Source organism: Paraburkholderia sp. PAMB 6770 (assembly GCF_057748135.1).
Map to the genome: position 1 here is coordinate 1,171,761 of NZ_CM173239.1, position 24,094 is coordinate 1,195,854.

The window sequence follows — 24,094 nt, forward strand, 5'->3', positions numbered from 1 at the left end:
CGCATCAGGCTGCCTGCGACGCGCGCCGCGTGCTTTCCGTGTCCGATGCGCGTTTGCGTTGTGCCGGCGCCAGCGCGGGGGCCTGAAGGCCGTCAGGTGGGCGTGGCCGTCGCCACGCCGGCCGCCGGCCGCGGCGATGGCGAGCGGTCGCTGCGGGGGCTCGCGCCGTAGCGCGCGCGATACGTGCGCGAGAAATGCGACGGCGATTCGAAGCCGCACGCGACGCAGACCGACGTGATCGACATGTCCGTCTGCTGCAGCAGCTCGCGCGCGCGGCCGAGGCGCAGCTGCAGGTAGAAGCGCGTCGGCGTGTCGCCGAGCGCCGAGCAGAACAGCCGCTCCAGCTGGCGGCGCGTCACGCCGATCGCCTGCGCGAGCTGGTCCGGCGCGAGCGGATCCTCCATGTGCTGCTCCATCACGCCGATCACCTGGATCAGCTTCGGGTTGTGCACGCCGTAGCGCACGGCGATCTGCATGCGCTGATGGTCCGAGCGCTGGCGGATCCGGCTCAGCACGAACTGCTCGGATACCGCCGACGCGAGCGCGGCGCCGTGGCTGCGGCCGATCAGGTCGAGCATCATGTCGATCGACGCGGTGCCGCCCGCGCAGGTGATGCGCCGCGCGCCGATCTCGAACAGTTCCTGGCTCGCCTGCAGCGTCGGATAGCGCTCGCGGAACGCGGACAGCGCTTCCCAGTGCACGGTCAGGCGGTCGCTGGCGCGAAAGAGGCCGGCCTCGGCAAGCACGAATCCGCCGGTATCGATGCCGCCGAGCGTCGCGCCCGCGCAGTCGAGGCGCCTCAGCCACTCGCCGAGCGCGCGGCCGTAGCACGCGAGCGGCTCGAAGCCGGCCACCACGAACACCGTGTCCGCGCGCGGCACCCCGGCAATGGCCGCCTCCGCGCCGAGCGCGATGCCGTTGCTCGCGGCGACCGGCTCGCCGTCGAGGCTCAGGATGTGCCAGCGGTACAGATCGCCGCGAAAGCGGTTCGCGACGCGCAACGGTTCGACGGCCGACATGAACCCGAGTGCGGAGAAGCCGGGGAGCAGCAGGAAGGAAAGGTCTTCGGGCATCGGGGCAAGCGTACGTGAAGGCGGGCGCCGCCTTGCGCCGACGGCATCCGGCCGCGGCGCACGGCGCGTGGCGCACGGCGCACGGCGCACGGCGCACGGCGCACGGCGCACGGCGCACGGCGCGCGGGCCGTGCGGGCCGTGCGGGCCGTGCGGCAGCGTAGCAAGCGGCGTGCGGCGCGGCAAGGCCGTCAATATTCGGCCGGGCGGGCGGCCGCCCCGCGCCGCATGCCACGCCCCATGGGCGCCGCGCCGCGCGCCGCCGACCGGGATGCTGGTTTTCCCTCATGGTCGCATGCGGTCAAGTACGGGTCGCTGACGGTCGCATCGGCGCACCCGCCGGACGGTACCGTTCAGTTCAGGCCCGCTGCCATCCGGGGGCACGGGAAGTCCGGGGCGCCGCGCATCGCGCGGCGTGCTCCGTCGAACCACATACAGTGCGTCAAAGAGGGGAGCGCCATGAAGTTACGCGTCAAAGTCCGGTCCGCGGGACTGGGTTGCCTGATGGGTCTGCTGGCATCGCCGGCGTTCGCGCAGGATCCGGCGGCCTGCCGCACGGTCCACTTCGCGGATATCGGCTGGACCGACATCACGTCCACCACGGCGCTCGCCGCGACCGTGCTCAAGGGCCTCGGCTATCAGCCGGTGGTGACCGTCACGTCGGTGCCGATTTCGTTTGCCGGGCTCAAGAGCCGCCAGCTCGACGTCTCGCTCGGCTACTGGTGGCCGGTGCAGCAGAAGATGATCCAGCCGTTCCTCGATGCGAAGGACATCGACGTGCTCCAGCCGCCGAACCTGTCCGGCGCGAAGGCGACACTCGCGGTGCCGAGCGACGAATACCAGGCAGGACTGAAGACCTTCGAGGACATCGCGAAGTACCGCGACGCGCTCGGCGGGCGCATCTACGGCATCGAACCGGGCAGCAGCGCGAACGCGAAGATCCAGAAGATGATCGATACGAACGCGTTTGGCCTCGGCGGCTTCAAGCTGGTCGAGTCGAGCGAGGCCGGCATGCTGGTGAGCGTCGGGCGGGCGATCCGCGACAAAAAGTGGGTCGTGTTCCTCGGCTGGGAGCCGCATCCGATGAACCTGCAGATGAAGATGAACTACCTCGCCGGCGGCGACGCGGTGTTCGGGCCGAACTACGGCGAGGCGCGCGTCTACACGCTGACCTCGAACGGCTATGTGCAGCGCTGCCCGAACGCGGGCCGGCTCGTGTCGAACCTGCGCTTCACGACCGGGCTCGAAAACCAGGTGATGCAGGCGGTGATGAACCGCGAGGAACCGGCCGACGCCGCGAAGGCTTATCTGCGCGCGCATCCGCAGGTGCTCGACACGTGGCTCGCGGGCGTGAAGACCTATGACGGCCAGCCGGGTTTGCCGGCCGTGAAGGCGTATCTCGGCCTGTAGACGGACGCGCTGTCCGCTCCCGTTTTTGAAAAGGATTGCACCGCATGAATCATGAAGTCATCGTGACCTGCGCCGTGACCGGCGCGGGCGACACCGTCGGCCGGCATCCGGCCATCCCGGTCACGCCGAAGCAGATTGCCGATGCCGCGATCGAGGCCGCGAAAGCCGGCGCCACCGTCGCGCACTGCCACGTGCGCGATCCGAAAACCGGGCGCGGCAGCCGCGACCCCAGCCTGTATCGCGAGGTGGTCGACCGGATCCGCTCGGCGCAGACGGACGTCATCATCAACCTGACCGCGGGCATGGGCGGCGATCTGGAGATCGGGGCCGGCGAGACGCCGATGCGCTTCGGTCCGAACACCGACCTGGTTGGCGGGCTCACGCGCCTTGCGCACGTCGAGGAACTGCTGCCGGAAATCTGCACGCTCGACTGCGGCACGCTCAACTTCGGCGACGGCGATTTCATCTACGTGTCGACGCCCGCGCAGTTGCGCGCCGGCGCGCAGCGCATCCAGGCGCTCGGCGTGAAGCCGGAGCTGGAGATCTTCGACACCGGGCATCTGTGGTTTGCCACGCAGTTGCTGAAGGAGGGGCTGCTCGACGCGCCGCCGCTTTTCCAGCTCTGCCTCGGCATTCCGTGGGGCGCACCCGCCGATACGACGACGATGAAGGCAATGGTCGACAACCTGCCGCCCGGCGCGCAATGGGCGGGCTTCGGCATCGGCCGCATGCAGATGCCGATGGTTGCGCAGGCGATGCTGCTCGGCGGACACGTGCGCGTCGGGCTCGAAGACAACCTGTGGCTCGAACGCGGCGTGCCCGCGAGCAACGGCACGCTGGTGACGCGCGCGGTCGAGATCGTCGAGCGTCTCGGCGGCCGGGTGCTCACGCCGGCCGAAGGACGCCGCAAGCTCGGTCTGCCGGCGCGCGGCGAACGCGCGCTGGAGCGCCGCGCGTCGATGCCGCTTGCCTGAAGCGGTTGCGTGGACAACCTTTATTCATGAACTTGCAAGGAATGTGTCATCCATGACGGTGATCGTCGATATCAGGACATTTGCGGCAATCGGCACGGGCGTGATCGGCGGCGGCTGGGTCGCGCGGGCGCTCGCCAACGGGCTCGACGTGATTGCGTGGGATCCGGCGCCGGGCGCCGAGCGGCAATTGCGCGAGCGCATCGCGCACGCGTGGCCCGCGCTCGAACGCGCCGGGCTGAAGCCCGATGCCTCGCCGCAGCGGCTGCGGTTCGCGGCGACGGTCGACGCCTGCGTCGCCGACGCGGATTTCATCCAGGAGAGCGCGCCCGAGCGCGACTCGCTCAAGCTCGCGCTGCACGAGCAGATCAGCCACGCGGCGAAGCCCGACGCGATCATTGCGTCCTCGACGTCGGGCTTGCTGCCGAGCGATTTCTACGCGCGCGCCGCGCATCCGGCGCGCTGTCTCGTCGGGCATCCGTTCAATCCGGTGTATCTGCTGCCGCTGGTCGAAGTGGTGGGCGGCGGCCAGACCGCGCCCGCGACGATCGACGCGGCACTGCAGGTCTACCGCTCGCTCGGCATGCAGCCGCTGCGGGTGCGCAAGGAGGTGCCGGGCTTCATCGCGGACCGTCTGCTCGAAGCGCTGTGGCGCGAGGCGCTGCACCTCGTGAACGACGGCGTGGCGACGACCGGCGAGATCGACGATGCGATCCGCTTTGGCGCGGGCATCCGCTGGTCGTTCATGGGCACGTTCCTCACCTATACGCTCGCGGGCGGCGACGCCGGCATGCGACACTTCATGCAGCAGTTCGGGCCGGCGCTGGAGTTGCCGTGGACGAAGCTCGTCGCGCCGCCGCTCACCGACGCGCTGATCGAGCGCGTGGTCGAGGGCACTGCCGAGCAGCTCGGGCCGCGTTCGATTGCCGCGCTCGAACGCTATCGCGACGACTGCATCACGAGCGTGCTGGCGGCGGTGGCGGCCGCGAAGGCGCGCCACGGTCTGCATCCCGGGGAATGAGCGTCGTGCGCCGGAATCAACAGGAGAACCGATGAACGCCGATGCCTCGCTTGCCCCGTATCGCGACCGCGTGCGCGCCGAATGGGTCGACTACAACGGTCACCTGCGCGACGCATATTACCTGCTGATTTTCAGCTTCGCGGCCGATGCGCTGATTGCGCACATCGGTCTCGACGACGCGGCGCGCCGCGCGCGCCGCCGGTCGGTCTACACGCTCGAAGCGCATCTGAACTATCTGCATGAAGTCAGGGCGGGCACGCCGCTGCGCGTCGAGACGCGGGTGGTCGGCCATGACGCGAAGCGGCTGCACGTGTACTTCGAGATGTTCGCGGACGGGACCGTCGAGCCGGTCGCCGCATGCGAGCAGATGCTGCTGCACGTCGATACCGGCGGGCCGAAGGCCGCGCCGTTCGACCCCGACGTCGCCGCGCGCGTGCGCGCGCTTGGCGACGCGGATGCGCGGCGGCCGCCCGCGGCGTGGCTCGCGCGGGTGATCGGGCTGCCGGCTCGGGCGCCACGCTAGCGGATGGGGCGGAGCGAGGCGGGTTGAGCGGCGCATCGGGCGGCGGATCGGGCGGCGGATCGGGCGGCGGATCATACGATCCATGGTTCAGTAGATAAGGAGTCTTGAATAAAATGCTGGAGCCGGAGATCGCGGCGTTTGTCGCACGTGTGGCCGCCCTGTATCCCGAGGACGAGGCCGCCTTGACGATCGCCGCGCAGCGAGCAGCGTACGAGCGCCTCGCGGCCGCGTTCACGCCGCCGCTGCCGGCCGGGGTCGACGTGCGCGATTTCACGTGGACGACGCCCGCTGGTCGGCCGATCCGCTTGCGACAGTACGGCCGGCGCGCGGGCGTGGCGGCACCCGCGACGCTGCTGTTTTTTCATGGCGGCGGCTTCGTGCTCGGCTCGCTCGACAGTCACGCGCCCGTAACCGCGCGCCTGGCGGCCGATACCGGGCTGGCGGTGATCGCCGTCGATTACCGGCTCGCCCCCGAGCATCCCGCGCCGGCCGCGCACGACGACTGCTTCGCGGTCACGCGTGCCGCGCTCGCGGGCGAATTGCCCGGTGTCGCGTCGGCCGGCGCGGTGCTGCTGGCGGGCGACAGCGCAGGCGGGAACCTCGCCGCGAGCGTCGTGCTGCGGGCGCGCGACGAAGCGCTGAGCGGGCTGAAAGGCGTGGCGCTGGTCTATCCGATGCTTGGCAGGCAGCCGCAGCCGCCGGCTTGCGACACCGAAGCGGATGCGCCGATGCTCACGCTTGCCGCGGTTCGCCGCTATAGCCGGCTGTACTGGGGCGAAGCGTTGCCGCCCGCATGGACCGTGCCGATCGACGCCCGCCGCTTCGACGGCTTGCCGCCGGTGCTCGCGATCGGCGTCGAGCACGATCCGTTGCGCGACGACGCGCGCGCGTTCGCCGAGCGCATCGCGGCGGCCGGCGGCACGGTCCAGTGCTGGGTCGCGCCGGGTCTCGTGCATGGCTGCTGGCGCGCGCTCGCGACGAGCCCGGGCGTGCAGCGGCTGCATGCGCGCGTCTGCGGTTTTCTGATCGACGCCGGGTGCCGCTAGCGGGCCTGCGCGCGGGTGCCCGTCTGTGTGACTGCGTGCCGGCGTGGCGGCTCGTCTGCGTGCCGGTTCGGCGAGCCGGCGTCGCGCCGCGGCGTTTGTGGGAGCATTTGTGCCGGCGTTTTTAGCGGCGTTTTTAGCGGCGTTTTTAGCGGCGTTTCAGGCCGCGTTTCAGGCCGCATTTGCCGCTGTCGTCCGCAGGCTCGCCCGGCGGATGCGTCCGTGGAAGTGTGTCAGCGGGAATCGGCCGCCGCTTGCCGCGCGCGCCGCCCGAAGCGGCGCGTGAGCGGATCGGCGACCCGCGCCACCGCATAGAGCGCCGCCAGGGCGGCGGCGTCCGCGAGCAGGCCGAGCGGGATGCTCAGATAGCCGTCGGTGGCGGTATAGAGCAGCGAGTCGACCAGCAGCGAGATCGCCGTGCCGGCCACGAAGCACAGCAGTCCGTGACGCCCGATCAGGCCGATCCACGGCAGGCGTCGTGCGATCCGCGCGGCCCAGCCGCGCCGGACCAGGTTCGCGACGAGCCAGGCGATAGCGATGAAGTTGACGATCCGCATCCACGACAGATTCTGCTTCAGCGCCGGGTCGGACAGCGCTTGCGCGCCCGACAGCCGGTACCAGGCGCCCGCCGCCACGAGCGCCAGCGCGAGCAGCGTCAGCAGCGGGCCGGCCGGGCGTGCCGCGAGTGTCTGATACACCGGCTGACGCTGCGCGATCACGCCCGCGACGAACAGCACCTGCCACGCGAACGGGTTGAACGCCCACGGCTCCCCGTCGAACGACGGCAGGTAGCCGGCGAGCCACGGCGCCGCCGCCCACAGCGCGACGCTGCCCGCGAGCAGCCACCACGGCCGGCGCTGCGCGAGCGGCAACACGAGCGGCACGCTCAGCGCGAAGAAGGCGTACATCGGCAGCACCGTCGCGAGATACGGCTGGCGGCGCAGCAGGAGAATGTCGCTCAACGCGGCGAACGGCGTGTGCATCAGGTCTTCGAGATCGCCGTCGCTCATGTTCGGCGCGTCGATGCTGAAGGCGACCAGTACCGCGCTGACGGTCAGCATCAGCACCGCGGTCACGAGAAACGCACGATAGATTTCGAGCGCGCGCCGCAAGAAGCGATGGCGCGCATCGGCTTCGCCGCGCTTCGCGGCGAGCGCCGCATAGGCGGTGGCGGTGGCGAAACCGCCGAGGAACACGAACACTTCGGCGGCGTCGCACAGCGCGTAGGCGTGCAGCGTCACGCGCGTGAGGATGCTGCCGCCGATGTGATCGACGACGATCACGAGCAGAACGAGACCGCGGAAAAAATCGAGTTCGACGAGACGGGAAGATGACGGCTTGTGCATGACGGTGAACCGGAGCGGCCTGCACGCGAAGCCGCGCTGGGCGCGGCGGTGCGGCATGGGCCTCGGGGGAGCGGGCGCGGATAGCCGGCTGGCCGCAGGCAGGCGCGCAGGATAGCGAAGCATTCCGGCGGCGGAACCGGCGCGGCGCGCCTGCCTGTCCGCGCAATTATTTCATATCCTCATGACCGGCGGGCGGTCGCGGGGGCGGTGACACGATGATGCAACGCATCGCCGCCGCCACGCCACGAAGCGCGATCGCGGTCAATCCCGAACCCGCCGCAGTGGGCATTTCGCAACGCTTTGCGAGGGGTGCAGCGGTCCCGATGGACGACCCGCGAGCGGTGTGCAAGCATCGTTTCAGGGCCGATGATGCGATTTTGGGCAGGCAGTGCGTGGCTGAACAATAATGATGAAAAGCGGTCCCGGCGCACGCGGTCGGTGCGCCGGGCACGGCAGATCGGGAGAATCTTCATGAACCGGAAAATTCTCACCGCGGCGCTGTTGGCCGCGATCGGCGGGCCGGCCTTTGCGCAGTCCAGCATCTCGCTGTACGGGGTGCTGGACGAGGGGCTGAACTTCACGAGCAACGCGGGCGACAAGTCCGCGTATCAGCTTGAAAGCGGCGACGCGCAGGGCAGCCGCTGGGGGCTCAAGGGTTCGGAAGCGCTCGGCGGCGGCCTGAAGGCGATCTTCGATCTGGAGGACGGTTTCGACCTGTCGACCGGCAGGTTCGGCCAGGGCGGCCGCCTGTTCGGACGCCAGGCTTTCATCGGGCTGACGTCGTCGAATTTCGGCACGGTGTCGCTCGGCCGGCAGTACGACCCGGTGGTCGACTATCTCGCGCAGACCACCGCGAACGGCAACTGGGGCGGCTATCTGCTGTCGCACCCGTACGATAACGACAATACGGACAATTCGTTTCGCGTCGACAACGCGGTCAAGTACACCAGTCCGGATTTCGCCGGACTGCAGTTCGGCGGCCTGTACGGCTTCAGCAACGCAACGGGGTTTGCCGCCAACCGTCTCTACAGCCTCGGCGCGCAGTACGCGAACGGCGGACTGCTGGTGGCGGGCGCCTACCTGCAGGCCGACAACCCCGGCCTGAGCGCCGGCGGCGCGGTCGCGACCGACGACGCGAACTTCATCTCCGGGCGGCTGCGCATCTTCGGCGGCGGGGTCAACTATACGTTCGGCGCGGCGACGCTCGGCGTCGTCTATACGAACACGAACGTCGGGGAGCCGGCGGCGCTCGATACGTCGGCGTACGTCGGCTCGATCGTCGCGCCGAACGGCGGCACGATCGGCGCGCTGAAATTCCAGAACTTCGAACTGAACGGCAAGTACCAGTTGAGCCCGGCGTTCTTCGTCGGCATGGAATATGTCTACACCGAGGGCACGATGGACGCGACCTCGGGCAACGCGAATCCGCACTACCACACGTTCGGCCTGATGGCCGACTACGACCTGTCGAAGCGCACCGATCTGTATCTGCAGGCGGCTTATCAGAAAGTGGCCGGCGGCACGACCGATACGGTGCTCGACGATGCGTACATTCCGGGCTCGGCCGGCGTGTCCTCGTCATCGAACCAGTTCGCGGTGCGCGCGGCGATCCGCCACAAGTTCTGACGCCGCGCGTCGCGGCGCTCAAGTTCGTCCCCCGTCCGGCCGATAAATAGTGAACAAACGCAAACGTTGTCGCGCGCGATACCGCGCGTAACGTTTTGTATCAGTTTGTTCCGACGGCGCGTTTCGGCGCACGGTCATTTTACAATTCGATGGAATTTCAACCAGGAACCGGGTGCTGCGCGCGCCGAACGCGCCTATTGAGCGAGGTTCGACGACGTAGGCCGAGGTTCGCGGCAAGGCGCGGGAGAGGGTTGTCACGACGCAGCCTCCGCAGGGGCAGGATCGCAGCGCGGCTCATGCACGCGCGCGGCGCTGCCGGCGCGGGAATACGCGTGCTTGCCGACGCAAAACGGCAGGAGTCGAATGTGTTGAGACGTCGCTTCGACAGGACAACGCGGGCAGGCCTGGCAGGGGTCTGCCTCGCAATGGTGGTGAGCGGCTGCGCGAATGTCGCGCAGCCGGGCGGGCAGACGGCGCACGGCGCGCCGGTCGCGGCGCCAGGCGGGTCGCCGGCGGCGGCCGCTGGCGCGTCGGCCGCGAGCGCGCCGTCGGCGCCCGCGAGCGCGAGCGCGCCGCTCGCGGCGGCGCCGGTCGCGCTGCCGCGGCCGGAGCATTTTCCGCCGCTGACTTACCGGGTCAGGCGTGGCGATACGCTTGACCGCATCGCGCAGCATCACCGCTGCAGCGTGCGCGAATTGCTGGCGTGGAACCATCTGAAGGCGTCTGCGCGGCTGCGGCCGGGGCAGGTGCTGCACGTGGCGTCGCCGGCAACGGTGCGCGAAGTGCGCGCCGCCGAGGCGCGCTATGCCGAAGCGCTGCGGGCGGCGCGCGCGGCGCAGAGGGCCGCGCGCAGCGCGAACGGTGCGCCGCCCGGTGGCGCGCAGGCGAACGGCGCGCCGTCGCCGGCGGGCGCGCCCTCGGGCGCCGCGCAGGTCGGCGCGCCGCCGCTCGGCGCGGCCGAGGTGCGTCACGTGGACGAGGAACTGGCGCGCCACGCGCGGCGCGTCGCGCTTGCGTGGCCTGCGCAGGGTGCCGTCGTGGCACCGTTCGAGCCGGGGCAGACGCGCGGCATCGAAATCGCCGGCAAGGCCGGCGACCCGGTCTATGCGGCCGCCGACGGCCGCGTCATGTATGCCGGAACCGGACTCAACGAGTACGGCAGCCTGATCATCATCCAGCACGACAAGGACTTTCTCACCGCGTACTCGCACAACCGCAAGCTGCTGGTGAAGACCGGCGATTTCGTGCGCCAGGGCGAGCAGATCGCGGAGATGGGCAGCGAGGACAACACGCGCGTCGCGCTGCTGTTCGAACTGCGGCACGACGGCATGCCGATCAATCCGATTCTGTATCTGCCGCCGCGCCGGGGTTGAGCGGGGCGCACGCGCGCGGCGCAGCCGGCGCGCGCGCATGCTTGCCGGGCCCACGCCGGCTGAAACGCCGGCTGAAACGCCGGCCGAAACGCCGGCCGAAACGCTGGCCGAAACGCCGGGCCCACGCTGGCTGAAACGCCGGGCCCACGCCGACTGAAACGCCGGGCGCAGGCCCGCGAGCCCGCGTCTCAGACGCCGTCTGCCCCCAGCACGTCGCCGGGAATGCGCACCGCGCCTTCCATCAGCACGCGCGCGCTGCGGCTCATGATCGCCTTCGTGACGACCCACGCGTCGCCTGCGCGGCGCGCCTGCGCGCCGACCCGCAGCGTGCCGGACGGATGGCCGAAGCGCACCGATTCGCGCTCGCCGCCGCCGGCCGCCAGATTGACGAGCGTGCCCGGAATCGCGGCGGCCGTGCCGATCGCGACGGCTGCGGTGCCCATCATCGCGTGATGCAGCTTGCCCATCGACAGCGCGCGCACCAGCAGATCGACGTCCTGCGCGCGCACCGTCTTGCCGCTCGACGCGACGTAGCCGGCGGGCCGCGCGACGAACGCGACCTTGGGCGTGTGCTGGCGCGCGGCGATTTCGTCGAGGCTGCGGATCAGGCCCATGCGCAGCGCCCCGTACGCGCGGATCGTCTCGAACTTCGCAAGCGCCGCGTCGTCGCCGTTGATCGTGTCCTGCAGCTCGGTGCCGGTGCAGCCCACCGCCTCGGCGTCGACGAAGATCGTCGGGATGCCGGCGTTGATCAGCGTCGCCTTCAGCGTGCCGACGCCCGGCACGTCGAGATCGTCGACCACGTTGCCGGTCGGGAACATCGCGCCGCCCGCGCCGTCCTCGTCGGCGGCCGGGTCCATGAATTCGAGCTGCACTTCGGCGGCCGGGAAGGTCACGCCGTCGAGCTCGAACTCGCCGGTTTCCTGCACCGCGCCGCCGGTCATCGGCACGTGCGCGACGATCGTCTTGCCGATATTGGCCTGCCAGATCCGCACGGTCGCGACGCCGTCGCGCGGCACGCGCGCGGCGTCGACGAGACCGCTCGCGATCGCGAACGGGCCGACCGCCGCCGACAGGTTGCCGCAATTGCCGGTCCAGTCGACGAACGCGCGCTCGATCGCGACCTGCCCGAACAGGTAGTCGACGTCATAGTCGGGCCGGCTGCTGCGCGCGACGATCACGGTCTTGCTGGTGCTCGACGTGGCGCCGCCCATCCCGTCGATCTGCTTGCCGTATGGGTCGGGGCTGCCGATCACGCGCTGCAGCAGCGCGTCGCGCGCGGCGCCGGGCTGCCGCGCCGCGGCCGGCAGGTCTTCGAGGCGGAAGAACACGCCTTTGCTGGTGCCGCCGCGCATGTAGGTGGCGGCAATCCTGATCTGGGGTGCGTGAGCCATCGGATGAATCGTCCTGGTCGGGTTGAGGGAAGCCGCGCGGACCGTGCAGCGCGCACGGTCCGCGCCGGCGCTCACGCGGCTTGCGCCGACGCGAGAAAGTCCTGCGCGAAGCGCTGCAGCACGCCGCCCGCTTCGTAGATCGACACTTCTTCGGCCGTGTCGAGCCGGCAGGTGACCGGCACCTCCACGCGCTCGCCGTTGCGACGGTGGATCACGAGCGTCAGGTCCGCGCGCGGCTCGCGCTCGCCGGTCACGTCGAAGGTTTCGGTGCCGTCGATGCCGAGCGTCAGCCGGTTCACGCCCTGCTTGAATTCGAGCGGCAGCACGCCCATCCCGATCAGGTTCGTGCGGTGAATCCGCTCGAAGCCTTCGGCGACGATCGCCTCGGTGCCGGCGAGGCGCACGCCCTTGGCGGCCCAGTCGCGCGACGAGCCCTGCCCGTAGTCGGCGCCGGCGATCACGATGAGCGGCTGCTTGCGCGCCATGTAGGTTTCGATCGCTTCCCACATCCGCGTGATCCGGCCTTCGGGCTCGATGCGCGCGAGCGAGCCGGTCTGTACGGCGCCGTGCTCGACCGCCATCTCGTTTCTGAGCGTCGGGTTCGCGAAGGTCGCGCGCTGCGCGGTCAGATGGTCGCCGCGATGGGTCGCGTACGAATTGAAGTCTTCTTCCGGCAGCCCCATCTTCGCCAGATATTCCCCGGCGGCGCTATCGGGCAGGATCGCGTTCGACGGCGACAGGTGGTCCGTCGTGATGTTGTCGCCGAGCACCGCGAGCGCGCGCATCCCTTGCAGCGTGCGCGCGCTCGCGAGCGCGCCTTCCCAGTAGGGCGGGCGGCGGATGTACGTGCTCGCCGCGCGCCAGTCGTACAGCGGGTTCGCCGGCGCGTCGTGCTGCGCGCTCGCGGCGAACATCGGTTCGTACACCTTGCGAAACTGTTCGGGCTTCACGCTCGCGGCGACGATCGCGTCGATCTCGTCGTCGGACGGCCAGATGTCGTCGAGCGTGACGGGGCGGCCGTCGGCGTCGACGCCGAGCGCGTCCTTGCCGATGTCGAAGCGGATCGTGCCGGCGATCGCATACGCGACCACCAGCGGCGGCGACGCGAGAAACGCCTGCTTCGCATACGGGTGAATACGGCCGTCGAAGTTGCGGTTGCCCGACAGCACCGCGGTCGCATACAGGTCGCGCGCGACGATTTCCTGCTGCAGCGCCGGATCGAGCGCGCCGGACATGCCGTTGCACGACGTGCACGCATACGCGACGACGCCGAAGCCCAGTTGTTCGAGTTCGGGCAGCAGTCCGGCCTCCTGCAGGTACAGCGTGACCGCTTTCGAACCGGGCGCGAGCGAGCTCTTGACCCACGGCTTGCGCACGAGTCCGCGCCGGTTCGCGTTGCGCGCGAGCAGGCCGGCGGCGATCATGTTGCGCGGATTGTTGGTGTTCGTGCAGCTCGTGATCGCGGCGATGATCACCGCGCCGTCGGGCATCTGGCCCGGCGTGTCCTCGACCTTGCCGGCAATGCCGCGCGCGGCGAGTTCGGCGACCGGCAGCCGCCGGTGCGGGTTCGACGGACCGGCGAGCGTGCGCACGACGCTCGCGAGATCGAACGTCAGCACGCGCTCGTACTCGGCGGCCGCGAGACGGTCGGCCCACAGGCCGGTCTCCTTCGCGTAGCGCTCGACCAGGTCGATCTGCGCGTCGTCGCGGCCGGTGAGCTTCAGGTAGCGGATCGTCTGCGCGTCGATGTAGAACATCGCCGCGGTCGCGCCGAATTCCGGCGCCATGTTCGCGATCGTCGCGCGGTCGCCGAGCGTGAGCGCCGCGGCGCCTTCGCCGTAAAACTCGAGATACGCGCCGACGACTTTCTGCTTGCGCAGGAATTCGGTCAGCGACAGCACCACGTCGGTTGCGGTGATGCCCGCGCCGGGGCGGCCGCTCAGCTCGACCCCGACGATGTCCGGCAGCCGCATGTACGACGCGCGGCCGAGCATCACGCTTTCCGCTTCGAGGCCGCCCACGCCGACCGCGATCACGCCGAGCGCGTCGACCATCGGCGTGTGCGAGTCGGTGCCGACCAGCGTGTCCGGAAACGCGACGCCGTCCTTCACCTGCACGACCGGGCTCATCCGTTCGAGGTTGATCTGGTGCAGGATGCCGTTGCCAGGCGGAATCACGTCGACGTTGCGAAACGCGCGCTTCGTCCAGTTGATGAAATCGAAGCGGTCTTCGTTGCGGCGATCCTCGATCGCGCGGTTCTTCGCGAACGCATCCGGATCGAAGCCGCCGCATTCGACGGCGAGCGAGTGGTCGACGACCAGTTGCGTCGGCACGACCGGGTTGACCTGCGCGGGGTCGCCGCCTTGTGCGGCGATCGCGTCGCGCAAGCCGGCGAGGTCGACGAGCGCGGTCTGCCCGAGGATGTCGTGGCAGACGACGCGCGCCGGAAACCACGGGAAATCGCGCTCGCGCTTGCGTTCGATCAGTTGCCGCAGCGACGCGTCGAGCGCGGCCGGTTCGCAGCGGCGCACGAGATTCTCGGCGAGCACGCGCGACGTATAGGGCAGGCGGTCGTAGGCGCCGGGCTGGATGGCGTCGACGGCGGCGCGCGCATCGAAATAATCCAGCGCGGTGCCGGGCAGGGGCGTGCGGTAGGCGGTGTTCATGGCGTAGGGACGAAGGTGAGGAGAGTCGGGGCGACCGGTACGGCGCCGCGCGCACGGGCGGCGGCGCGCGCGCGGGTCGCGCGGATCAGGCAGGACGCGCAGGTCGGGTCAAAGGCCGGCATCGCGAGGCACGGGGCGGCGGGAATCACTGCGGGCATTCTAGCCGGATTGCGCCGGGCGCTGGCGTTTGCCGGGCAGGCTCGCGCCGCCCGGCTCGTCGCAAGCGGGCCTTGCCAGCGCCTGCGCGCGTCGAGGCCGGAATCCATCGCGGTGCGCGCGCCACGGCGGCGATATCGGGCCGCATCACGGACGCATCACGGTCGCATCAGGGACGCGCGGCGAGCGGCACGAATTTCAGATTCTCCGGGCCCGTGTAATGCGCGCTCGGGCGGATGATCTTGTTGTCGATGCGCTGCTCGATCACGTGGGCGCTCCAGCCGGCGGTGCGTGCGATCACGAACAGCGGCGTGAACATCGCGGTCGGCACGCCCATCATGTGATACGACACCGCGCTGAACCAGTCCAGGTTCGGGAACATCTTCTTGATGTCCCCCATTACCGTTTCGAGCCGCTCGGCGATCGCGAACAGCTTCGGGTTGCCCGCCTCCTTCGACAGCGTGCGCGCCACTTCCTTGATCACCTTGTTGCGCGGGTCGGCGATCGTGTACACCGGGTGGCCGAAGCCGATCACCACCTCGCGGTTCTCCACGCGCCGGCGGATGTCCGCCTCGGCCTCGTCGGGGCTCGCGTAGCGCGACTGCACCTCGAAGGCCACCTCGTTGGCGCCGCCGTGCTTCGGCCCGCGCAGCGCGCCGATCGCGCCGGCGAGCGCCGAGTAGAGGTCCGAGCCGGTGCCGGCGATCACGCGCGCGGTGAAGGTCGAGGCGTTGAACTCGTGCTCCGCGTACAGGTTCAGCGACGTATGCATCGCCTGCACCCACGCGCGGCGCGGCTCGCTGCCGTGCAGCAGATGCAGGAAGTGGCCGCCGATCGAGTCGTCGTCGGTCTCGACCTCGATGCGCCGGCCGTTGTACGCGTAGTGGTACCAGTAGAGCAGCATCGAGCCGAGCGAGGCCATCAGGCGATCGGCGATGTCGCGCGCGCCGGGCGTGCCGTGGTCGTCCTTCTCGGGCAGCACGGCGCCGAGCACGGACACGCCGGTGCGCATCACGTCCATCGGATGGGCGGAGGCGGGCAGCCATTCGAGGGCGGCCTTCAGGTTCGCGGGCAGGCCGCGCAGCGCCTTCAGTTTCGTCTTGTAGGCGGCGAGTTCGGCGGCGTTGGGGAGCTTGTCGTGCACGAGCAGGTGGGCGATCTCCTCGAACTCGCAACTGCCGGCGATGTCGAGGATGTCGTAGCCGCGGTAGTGCAGGTCGTTGCCGGTGCGCCCGACCGTGCACAGCGCGGTGTTGCCCGCCGTCACGCCCGACAGCGCGACGGATTTCTTCGGTTTGAACGCGCCGGCTGCGGCGCCCGTCTGGTCTGCTTCGCTCATGGTGTCGTCCTCTCGCTCCTGAATGGCGGTTATTTCTGTGCGGCGAACAGCGCGTCGAGCTTCGCCTCGTACGCGTGATAGCCGAGATAGCGGTAGAGATCCTCGCGCGTCTGCATCGTCGGCACGGCGGCTTTCTGCGTGCCGTCGCGCCGCACGGTTTCGTAGAAGTTCAGCGCGGCGGCGTTCATGGCGCGGTACGCGCCGCAGCAGTAGAGCGCGATGTCGACGTTCGCGTCGCGCAGCTCGGTCGTCGTGAAGAACGGCGTCGCGCCGAACTCGGTCAGGTTCGCGAGGACCGGCACCTTGACCGCGGCCTTGAAGCGGCGGTAGTCGTCGAGCGTGCGCATCGCCTCGGGGAAGATCATGTCCGCGCCGGCTTCCACGTAGGCGAGCGCGCGCCCGATCGCGGCGTCGAGCCCCTCGGACGCGGCGGCATCGGTGCGCGCCATGATCACGAACTGGTCGTCGGTGCGCGCATCGACGGCGGCCTTCACGCGGTCGACCATCTCGTCCTGGGCGACGACTTCCTTGCCCGGACGGTGGCCGCAGCGCTTCTGGCCGACCTGGTCCTCCAGATGCACGGCGGCGACGCCCGCCTTGATGAACGAGCGGACCGTGCGCGCGATGTTGAAGGCGCCGCCCCAGCCGGTATCGATGTCGACCAGCAGCGGCAGGCCGGTGGCGTCGGTGATGCGGCGCGCGTCGATCAGCACGTCGTCCATCGTGCTGATGCCGAGGTCGGGCAGCCCGAGCGAGTTGGCCGCGACGCCGCCCCCCGACAGGTACAGCGCCTCGAAGCCGACGGCCTCGGCCATCTTCGCCGCGTACGCGGTGATCGCGCCGACCACCTGCAACGGCTGGGCATGCGCGACGGCCGCGCGAAAGCGCGCGCCGGCGCTGTGGGGGAGTCTGGGTTCGGTGCTCACGGAGTCTCCTGGAAAGTTGGCGCTCTTCAGTGCAAGGAGCGGGCCAGCTGCCGGAAGACGGCTAAGTCGCTGATTTGCCATGAATTCATCGTCCTCGTTCGGCGACGCCTGATTTCATTCATGCAAAATGACATTTCATAAATGAAACGGCGCGCGCATAATGCGGCATTCGCCGCGTTGCCGGCGCACCCCGTCCGAGCGCCGATGAACCGCCCCTTTCCTGTTCCGCCGCGGCCCCGCATCTGGGCGATCGGCATTACGAAGCTGCGCGACCTGTATCGCGACATCGCCGGCGACTACGACGCGCGTGCCGAGTTGCGGCTCGTCTCGCGCGGCTACGACGACGCGGTCGCCGAGATCCGCGCGGCGGGCCGCGACGGCCCGGACGTGGTGGTGGCGGCGGGGTCGAACGGCAGCTATCTGAAGTCGCGCGCCGGCGTGCCGGTCGTGCTGATCGCGCCGACCGGCTTCGACGTGATGCACGCGCTCGCCCGCGCGCGCCGCGACGCATCGCAGGTCGCGCTCGTCACGCATGGCGACACGCCCGCCGAGGTGCGGCGGTTCGTGGCGGCCTACGGGCTGAACGTCGTGTTCGCGTCGTACCAGTCCGCGCAGGATGCCGAAGCGTGCGTGCTCGATCTGCGCGATCGCGGCGTCGACACCGTCGTCGGACCCGGCATGGTCACCGAGCTTGCCGCGCGCGCGGGGCTCGATTCCGTGTTCCTGTATTCGCGCGCGTCGGTGCGCGCGGCGTTCGACAACGCGCTCGAACTCGCGCAGGCGACGTGGGGCGAAACGGTGCGGCGGCAGCGGCTCGACAACGTGCTGCAGCATCTGCGCGACGGGGTGGTCGCGCTCGATGCGCAGGGGCGCGTCGAGGCGCTCAACCAGCGGCTCGCGGCGCTGTTCGGCATCGAGCCGGCCGCCGCGGTGGGCCGCGCGCTCGTCGAACTCGCGCCGGAGCTCGACGGCGCGCTGCCGCGAGGCGAAGGCGAAGCGCTCGTCAGCGTGCGCGGCGTCGGCCATGTCGTGCATCGCGGACCGCTCGTCGACAACGGCGTGACGACGGGCGCCGTGCTGACTTTCCAGGAACTGCGCGCGGTCGAGCGGCTTGACCGCACGCTGCGCTCGCGCCCGCGCGCGCAGCAGTTCACGGCGCGCTACCGGCTCGACGACGTGATCGGCATGTCCGCGCCGATCGCGCGGGTGCGCGAGCGCGTGCGGCGCTACGCGCGCTCGGACGCGACCGTGCTGATCCGCGGCGAAAGCGGCACTGGCAAGGAAATGGTCGCGCAGAGCCTGCATGGTCTGAGCGCGCGGCGCGATTTTCCGTTCGTCGCGCTCAATTGCGGCGCGTTTCCCGAATCGCTGCTCGAAAGCGAACTGTTCGGCTACGAAGAAGGCGCATTCAGCGGCGCGCGTCGCGGCGGCAAGGCGGGGCTGATCGAAGCCGCGCATCGCGGCACGCTGTTTCTCGACGAGATCGGCGAGATGCCGCTGCCGCTGCAGAGCCGGCTGCTGCGGGTGCTGCAGGAGCGCGAGGTGGTGCGGCTCGGCTCGACGGAGCCGGTGCGCATCGACGTGCGCATAGTCGCCGCGACGCATCGCGCGCTGACCGTCGCGCTCGGGTCGGGCGCGTTTCGCGCCGACCTGTACTACCGGCTCAACATCCTGAACATCGTGCTGCCGCCGTTGCGCGAGCGGGTCGCCGATATTGCGCCGCTCGCCGCGGCGCTGCTGGCGCAGGCCGCGCGGCGCGAAGCGCGCCTGCGCGCGCGGCTGCCGGGCGTCGACGAAGCCGCGCGCGTGCTGGCGCCGGTCGTCGAGGCGTTGTGCCGCCATCCGTGGCCGGGCAACGTACGGGAGCTGCAGAACGTGATCGAGCGCGTCGCGGTGGAACTGGCGGATGCGGATGCGCCCAGCGGACCGCTGCCGGCGCTCGACGTCGCGCTGCTGGAGGCGGTCGCGCCGGAGCTGTTCGAACCGGACGCGCGCGTGCCGGAGCAAACGCTGCGCGAGCGCAGCCGGCGCGTCGAGGCGGACGGGATCCGCGCCGCCCTCGACGCGTTTGGTGGCGATCGCGACAAGGTCTGCGCCGCCCTCGGCATCAGCAAGACGACGCTGTGGCGCAAGCTGAACGCGGCGCGCTGAGCCCGTAGTGCGGCGCGCCGCGCCGCAGGCGCGGCGTGTTCGCGGGCACGCCGGTTTCGCGGGCGCGTCGCTTCATGCGAGGCCGGGAGGCGCGGCGAGACCGCGCGCCGCACGGCTCATTGCGGCTGCACGGCAGGCTTGCCGTCGAGCGTGCGGAGTATTTCGGACACCTTGCCATGCGCGTGCAGGATCGTCGCGTTCGCCTGCAACAGCCCGAGATAGTGCGGCAGAAAGGGGTTGTCCGGCGCGGCGGGCGAAAACAGCGCGGCGACGGCCTCGGCTGTGCCGATCCGCTCGATGTCGCTCGCGTCCTTGTCGTCAAGCACTTCGTCGACGCGCGCAATCACGGTCGACAACGGCGACAGCCAGCGAAACCCCGCGCTGTTGATCAGCGCCTGCAAAAACGCGGCGGGCGTCACCGGCCCGGTTTCCTGCTCGTAGACCGCGCGTTCGTGATCGAGGATGGCCTTGTGCAGCGTGAGCAGCGGCTTGCGTATCGCCGACAGAAAGGACGTGGCTTGCGGGTCGTTCATGGCGGGCTCCGGGCAAAGACGAGCGTTGACGCGCCGGGCGGCGGTCCTGCCGTCAATCTACCCGTGCCCGCGAGAATGCGCAGCGCGTTGCGTTGACGTTTCGACACGGTGTGCGGCGCGGCGTGGGGCGCGGGGTGCCTCTGCGCGCGACAGGACCGGCAGGGCGCGCGATGCGAGTCGCATGCGGCCTCGCGTCGCCCGCGTGTTGCACCGCGTGCGCAGCGTATTTAAAGACTCGCTACAATCCGTTCGTTTCCCTGAATGTCCGTTGCGCGCCGGGCGCAGCAGGAGGCGTCCGGCGCGCCCGCTTTCCCCTTCGTCCCTCCGGGAGTCCTGCCTATGACCACGCTCAACATCAACGGCCAGACGGTGACCGTCGACGCTCCGCCCGACATGCCCTTGCTGTGGGTGCTGCGCGATCTCGTCGGGCTGACCGGCACGAAGTTCGGCTGCGGGATCGCGCAGTGCGGCGCATGCACGGTGCATCTGGACGGCGCTGCGGTGCGCTCCTGCGTGCTGCCGGTCGCCGCGGTCGGCGAGCGCAAGGTCACGACGATCGAAGCTGTCGGCGCGACGCCGGCGGGCCGCAAGGTGCAGCAGGCGTGGCGCGCGCTCGACGTGGTGCAGTGCGGCTACTGCCAGTCCGGGCAGGTGATGTCGGCGGCGGCGCTGCTTACGCAGATTCCCGCGCCGAGCGACGCCGACATCGACGCGGCGATGGCCGGCAATATCTGCCGCTGCGGCACCTATGGCCGGATCCGCGCGGCGATCCGGCAAGCCGCGAAGGAGGCATGAGATGAACCTGCTTCCACGCGATCTTCCGCCCGCGCCGGACGACGAGACGGCCGGGCCTGCGGGGCGCGGCTTTTCGCGCCGGCGTTTTCTTGCGTTCAGTGCGAGCGTCGGCGCGGCGGCGGGCGGCGGCCTGCTGCTCGGCTTCAGCTGGCCGGCCGCGGCCGCGGCCGCTGCCGATGAGCGAGCGGCTTCGGCAGCCTCGGCGGCCTCGGCGGCGGTGATCGGCGGCGATGCGAGCGAGCCCGCGCCGGGCGGCGCCTTCGCGCCGAACGCGTTCATCCAGATCGATCGCAGCGGCAAGGTCGTGCTGGTGATGCCGAAAGTCGAGATGGGGCAGGGCGTCTATACGTCGATCCCGATGCTGATCGCCGAGGAGCTCGAAGTGCCGCTCGACGCCGTCACGCTCGAACACGCGCCGCCCGACGCGGCGCTGTTCACGGACCCGCTGCTCGGCGGCCAGCTGACCGGCGGCTCGACCTCGATCCGCTACGCCTGGGAGCCGATGCGCCGCGCGGGCGCCGCCGCGCGCCTGCTGCTGGTCGCGGCCGCCGCGCAGCAATGGCGCGTCGATCCGGCAAGCTGCCACGCGCAGGCGGGCACGGTCGTGCATCCGGCGAGCGGCCGCAGCCTGGGCTATGGCGCGCTGGTCGACGCGGCCGCGAAGCTGCCGCTGCCGCAGCAGGTGCCGCTGAAGCCGCCGCAGGATTTTCGCGTGATCGGCACGGCGGTGAAGCGGCTCGACTCGCCGTCGAAGGTGGACGGCAGCGCGCAGTTCGGCCTCGACGTGCGCCTGCCGGGGATGGTGTACGCGGCGATCGCGACCTGCCCGGTGTTCGGCGGCACGCTCGCCGGCGTCGACGACCGCGTCGCGCGCACGATGCCCGGCGTGCGCGACGTCGTGAAGGCCGACAACGCGGTCGCGGTGATCGGCGATCACACGTGGGCGGCCCAGCGCGGGCTCGCCGCCCTGACGATCCGCTGGAACGAGGGCGCGGGGGCGACGCTGTCGATGCAGGACATCGTCGGGGACCTGGCCGCGGCGGCCGAGCATGGCAAGGGCGCGGTCGCGCGCCGGGAAGGCGACGTCGATGCCGCGTTCGCCCACGCGAAGACACGGGTCGACGCGGTCTACGAACAGCCGTTTCTCGCGCACGCGACGATGGAGCCCGTCAACTGCACCGTGCATGTCCGCCCGGACGGCTGCGAGCTGTGGCTCGGCACCCAGGTGCCGACGCGCATCGTCGACGCGGCGGTGCGGGAGACCGGCCTGCCGGCCGCGCGGATCACGGTGCACAACCATCTGCTCGGCGGCGGCTTCGGCCGCCGGCTCGAAGTCGACATGGCGGTGCAGGCGCTGAAGATCGGCAAGCAGGCGGGCGGCGTGCCGGTCAAGGTGTTCTGGTCGCGCGAGGAGGACATCCGCCACGACATGTACCGGCCGTACTACTACGACCGGATTTCCGCCGGCCTCGACGCGAGCGGCGAGCCGGTGGCGTGGCGGCACCGCATCGTCGGCTCGTCGATTCTCGCGCGCTTCGCGCCGCCGGCGGTGCACGACGGGGTCGACCCGGATGCGGTCGAGGTCGCCGCCGATCTGCCGTACGACTTGCCGAACCAGCTTGTCGATTACGTGCGCGAGGAGCCGCGCACGGTGCCGACCGCGTTCTGGCGCGGCGTCGGGCCGACGCGCGGCACCTTCGTCGTCGAGAGTTTCATCGACGAGCTGGCCGCGCACGCGAACGCCGATCCGGTCGCGTACCGGCGCGCGCTGCTCGGCCATGCGCCGCGCGCGCTGAACGTGCTCGACACCGCCGCGCGCGCGGCCGGCTGGGGCCGCGCGGTGCCGCAGGGGCACGGCCGCGGGGTATCGGTGATGCACGCGTTCGGCAGCTATCTGTCGATGATCGTCGACGTGCGCGTGAACGCGGGCGAGGTCAGGGTCGAGCATGTCGTGTGCGCGGTCGATTGCGGGCACGTCGTCAATCCCGACACGATCGACGCGCAGATGCAGGGCGGAATCGTGTTCGGCATCACCGCGGCGCTGTACGACGAGATCACGATCCGCAACGGCCGCGTCGAACAGGGCAATTTCACCGATTACCGCATGCTGCGCATCGACGAGTCGCCGACGATCGAGGTGCATATCGTGCGCAGCGGCGAGGCGCCCGGCGGCATCGGCGAGCCGGGCACGGCCGCGCTCGGCGCGGCGCTTGCCAACGCGATTTACGCGGCCACCGGCAAGCGGCTACGCAAGCTGCCGGTCGGCAACCAGTTGCAGCACGCGTGACGGGGGGACGACGATGAAGGGGCTCATGAAAAGACTCGGCGTGACGTTCGCTTTTGCGCGCGCCTTTGTGATCGCGTGCGCGGCGACGTGCGCGCTGCCGTCGTTCGCATACGCGGCGGACATGGCGGTGACGTCGGCTACGGCGGCTGCGGCGGCTACGTCGGACAGCACGGCAGACACGGCGCTGATCGGGCGCGGCGAGTATCTGGCCGCGGTCGGCGACTGCGCGGCCTGTCATACCGCGCGGGGCGGCAAGCCGTTCGCGGGCGGCCTGCCGATGGCCACGCCGCTCGGGCGCATCTTCAGCACCAATATCACGCCCGACCCGGCGACCGGCATCGGCCGCTATACCGAGGCGGACTTCGCGCGGGCGCTGCGCGAGGGCGTCGCGAAAGACGGCCACAACCTGTATCCGGCGATGCCGTATCCGTCCTACGCGAAGGTCGACGACGCCGACGTCGCGGCGCTCTACGCGTACTTCATGCACGGCGTCGCGCCGGTCGCGCAGGCCGACCGCGCGTCGGAGATCCGCTGGCCGTTCAATATGCGCTGGCCGCTCAAGCTGTGGAACGCGATGTTCCTGCGCAACGGCGTCTACCAGGACAAGCCGGGCAAGGATGCGGTGTGGAATCGCGGCGCGTACCTGGTCCAGGGGCTCGGGCATTGCGGCGCCTGTCATACGCCGCGTGGCGTCGGCTTCGAGGAGCGGGCGCTCGACGAGGGCGGCGCCGCCTACCTGAGCGGCGCGCTGCTCGACGGCTGGTTCGCGTCGAATCTGACCGGCGAGGCCAATGCCGGGCTCGGCCGCTGGTCGGAGCAGGAACTGGCGGCGTTCCTGAAAACGGGCGCCAACGCCCATGCGACCGCGTTCGGCTCGATGACGGACGTCGTCAACATCAGCACGCAGACCATGAGCGACGCGGACATCACCGCGATCGCGCGCTATCTGAAGTCGCTGCCGCCGGTGGGCGGAACCGGCGCGCGGGCGTATGCGTACGACGCGCAGGCAACCCGGGTGTCGCTCGCGCGGCCGGCGAACGACGCGGGCGCGCGCGTCTACGGCACCTACTGCATGCATTGCCACGGCGTCGACGGGCGCGGCTTCGCGCCGCTGCTCGCGCCGCTCGCCGGCAATCCGAACGTGCTCGAACGCGATCCGGTGTCGCTCGTGAACGTGACGCTGAACGGCACCGGCACGCTGGTGATCCAGGGTATTCCGGCCGCGTACCGGATGCCGAAGTACGCCGACGTGCTCGACGACCGGCAGATCGCCGACGTGCTGACGTTCATCCGCGCGGGCTGGAACAACGGCGCACCGGCCGTCACCCCGGCGGAGGTCGGCAAGCTGCGCAAATCGACGCAGGCGGCGCGTTAGCGCGGGAGCCCGGGAGCGTCGGCGATGCGGCCGGCGGGCAGGCTGGCCGCTGTCTGGACACGGTGTTGCGGCGGCATTGCCGCTGGGC

General features: G+C 70.4%; 19 protein-coding genes. 12 read left to right on the plus strand and 7 right to left on the minus strand.

Annotated features, from left to right (window positions below):
• Window positions 1-92: 92 nt before the first annotated feature.
• A complete protein-coding gene (locus AC3AP7_RS22670) occupies window positions 93-1,073 on the minus strand; it encodes a GlxA family transcriptional regulator (protein WP_487364783.1) in 981 nt (326 codons plus the stop codon).
• Between the two features lie 457 nt (window positions 1,074-1,530).
• Between AC3AP7_RS22670 and choX the strand changes: the two genes are divergently transcribed.
• The 5 genes from choX to AC3AP7_RS22695 all read left to right on the plus strand — a co-directional run bounded on the left by choX (window position 1,531) and on the right by AC3AP7_RS22695 (window position 6,042).
• A complete protein-coding gene (choX, locus tag AC3AP7_RS22675; RefSeq protein WP_487364784.1) occupies window positions 1,531-2,481 on the plus strand; it encodes a choline ABC transporter substrate-binding protein in 951 nt (316 codons plus the stop codon).
• A 44-nt stretch (window positions 2,482-2,525) separates the two neighbouring features.
• Window positions 2,526-3,455 carry a 3-dehydrocarnitine:acetyl-CoA trimethylamine transferase CdhC gene (gene cdhC, locus AC3AP7_RS22680; RefSeq protein WP_487364785.1) on the plus strand — a complete coding sequence of 310 codons (930 nt, stop codon included), beginning with the start codon at window positions 2,526-2,528 and terminating at the stop codon, window positions 3,453-3,455.
• A gap of 52 nt (window positions 3,456-3,507) precedes the next feature.
• Complete coding sequence (locus AC3AP7_RS22685) at window positions 3,508-4,473, plus strand: L-carnitine dehydrogenase (RefSeq protein WP_487364786.1); 966 nt, start codon at window positions 3,508-3,510, stop codon at window positions 4,471-4,473.
• 31 nt (window positions 4,474-4,504) lie between these two features.
• The gene (locus AC3AP7_RS22690) at window positions 4,505-4,996 is read left to right on the plus strand and encodes a thioesterase family protein (protein ID WP_487364787.1); all 492 of its coding nucleotides are present in this window, start codon (window positions 4,505-4,507) and stop codon (window positions 4,994-4,996) included.
• 113 nt (window positions 4,997-5,109) lie between these two features.
• Window positions 5,110-6,042 carry an alpha/beta hydrolase gene (locus AC3AP7_RS22695; RefSeq protein ID WP_487364980.1) on the plus strand — a complete coding sequence of 311 codons (933 nt, stop codon included), beginning with the start codon at window positions 5,110-5,112 and terminating at the stop codon, window positions 6,040-6,042.
• A 230-nt stretch (window positions 6,043-6,272) separates the two neighbouring features.
• Here AC3AP7_RS22695 and opgC read toward each other — a convergent pair whose 3' ends face one another.
• Entirely contained in the window at window positions 6,273-7,385 is a 1,113-nt protein-coding gene (gene opgC / locus AC3AP7_RS22700; RefSeq protein ID WP_487364788.1) for an OpgC domain-containing protein, read from the minus strand.
• A 215-nt stretch (window positions 7,386-7,600) separates the two neighbouring features.
• Between opgC and AC3AP7_RS22705 the strand changes: the two genes are divergently transcribed.
• From AC3AP7_RS22705 to AC3AP7_RS22715, 3 genes are all read left to right on the plus strand, one after another.
• On the plus strand, window positions 7,601-7,792 hold the full coding sequence (locus tag AC3AP7_RS22705; RefSeq protein WP_488324867.1) for a hypothetical protein: 192 nt from the start codon (window positions 7,601-7,603) through the stop codon (window positions 7,790-7,792).
• A gap of 64 nt (window positions 7,793-7,856) precedes the next feature.
• Window positions 7,857-9,011 (plus strand): porin, encoded by a 1,155-nt coding sequence (locus AC3AP7_RS22710; protein WP_487364789.1) that lies wholly within the window; start codon window positions 7,857-7,859, stop codon window positions 9,009-9,011.
• 368 nt (window positions 9,012-9,379) lie between these two features.
• Window positions 9,380-10,384: a peptidoglycan DD-metalloendopeptidase family protein gene (locus AC3AP7_RS22715; protein WP_487364981.1), complete on the plus strand. Its 1,005-nt coding sequence runs from the start codon at window positions 9,380-9,382 to the stop codon at window positions 10,382-10,384.
• A gap of 188 nt (window positions 10,385-10,572) precedes the next feature.
• On the opposite strand, the gene prpF is transcribed toward AC3AP7_RS22715, so the two are convergent.
• The 4 genes from prpF to prpB all read right to left on the minus strand — a co-directional run bounded on the left by prpF (window position 10,573) and on the right by prpB (window position 16,865).
• On the minus strand, window positions 10,573-11,778 hold the full coding sequence (prpF, locus tag AC3AP7_RS22720; RefSeq protein WP_487364790.1) for a 2-methylaconitate cis-trans isomerase PrpF: 1,206 nt from the start codon (window positions 11,776-11,778) through the stop codon (window positions 10,573-10,575).
• A gap of 71 nt (window positions 11,779-11,849) precedes the next feature.
• Window positions 11,850-14,444 (minus strand): Fe/S-dependent 2-methylisocitrate dehydratase AcnD, encoded by a 2,595-nt coding sequence (gene acnD, locus AC3AP7_RS22725; protein ID WP_487364791.1) that lies wholly within the window; start codon window positions 14,442-14,444, stop codon window positions 11,850-11,852.
• A 325-nt stretch (window positions 14,445-14,769) separates the two neighbouring features.
• Window positions 14,770-15,939 (minus strand): bifunctional 2-methylcitrate synthase/citrate synthase, encoded by a 1,170-nt coding sequence (prpC, locus tag AC3AP7_RS22730; RefSeq protein ID WP_487364792.1) that lies wholly within the window; start codon window positions 15,937-15,939, stop codon window positions 14,770-14,772.
• Window positions 15,940-15,968: 29 nt separating this feature from the next.
• Window positions 15,969-16,865: a methylisocitrate lyase gene (gene prpB, locus AC3AP7_RS22735; RefSeq protein ID WP_487364793.1), complete on the minus strand. Its 897-nt coding sequence runs from the start codon at window positions 16,863-16,865 to the stop codon at window positions 15,969-15,971.
• Window positions 16,866-17,069: 204 nt separating this feature from the next.
• Between prpB and prpR the strand changes: the two genes are divergently transcribed.
• The gene (gene prpR / locus AC3AP7_RS22740) at window positions 17,070-19,016 is read left to right on the plus strand and encodes a propionate catabolism operon regulatory protein PrpR (protein ID WP_487364794.1); all 1,947 of its coding nucleotides are present in this window, start codon (window positions 17,070-17,072) and stop codon (window positions 19,014-19,016) included.
• A gap of 116 nt (window positions 19,017-19,132) precedes the next feature.
• On the opposite strand, the gene AC3AP7_RS22745 is transcribed toward prpR, so the two are convergent.
• Window positions 19,133-19,549 (minus strand): hypothetical protein, encoded by a 417-nt coding sequence (locus AC3AP7_RS22745; RefSeq protein WP_487364795.1) that lies wholly within the window; start codon window positions 19,547-19,549, stop codon window positions 19,133-19,135.
• A 339-nt stretch (window positions 19,550-19,888) separates the two neighbouring features.
• Between AC3AP7_RS22745 and AC3AP7_RS22750 the strand changes: the two genes are divergently transcribed.
• The 3 genes from AC3AP7_RS22750 to AC3AP7_RS22760 all read left to right on the plus strand — a co-directional run bounded on the left by AC3AP7_RS22750 (window position 19,889) and on the right by AC3AP7_RS22760 (window position 24,006).
• Window positions 19,889-20,344, plus strand: coding sequence for a (2Fe-2S)-binding protein (locus AC3AP7_RS22750; protein ID WP_487364796.1), 456 nt, complete (start codon window positions 19,889-19,891; stop codon window positions 20,342-20,344).
• A gap of 1 nt (window position 20,345) precedes the next feature.
• Complete coding sequence (locus AC3AP7_RS22755) at window positions 20,346-22,631, plus strand: xanthine dehydrogenase family protein molybdopterin-binding subunit (protein WP_487364797.1); 2,286 nt, start codon at window positions 20,346-20,348, stop codon at window positions 22,629-22,631.
• Window positions 22,632-22,752: 121 nt separating this feature from the next.
• Window positions 22,753-24,006: a c-type cytochrome gene (locus tag AC3AP7_RS22760; RefSeq protein WP_487364982.1), complete on the plus strand. Its 1,254-nt coding sequence runs from the start codon at window positions 22,753-22,755 to the stop codon at window positions 24,004-24,006.
• Window positions 24,007-24,094 lie beyond the last annotated feature (88 nt).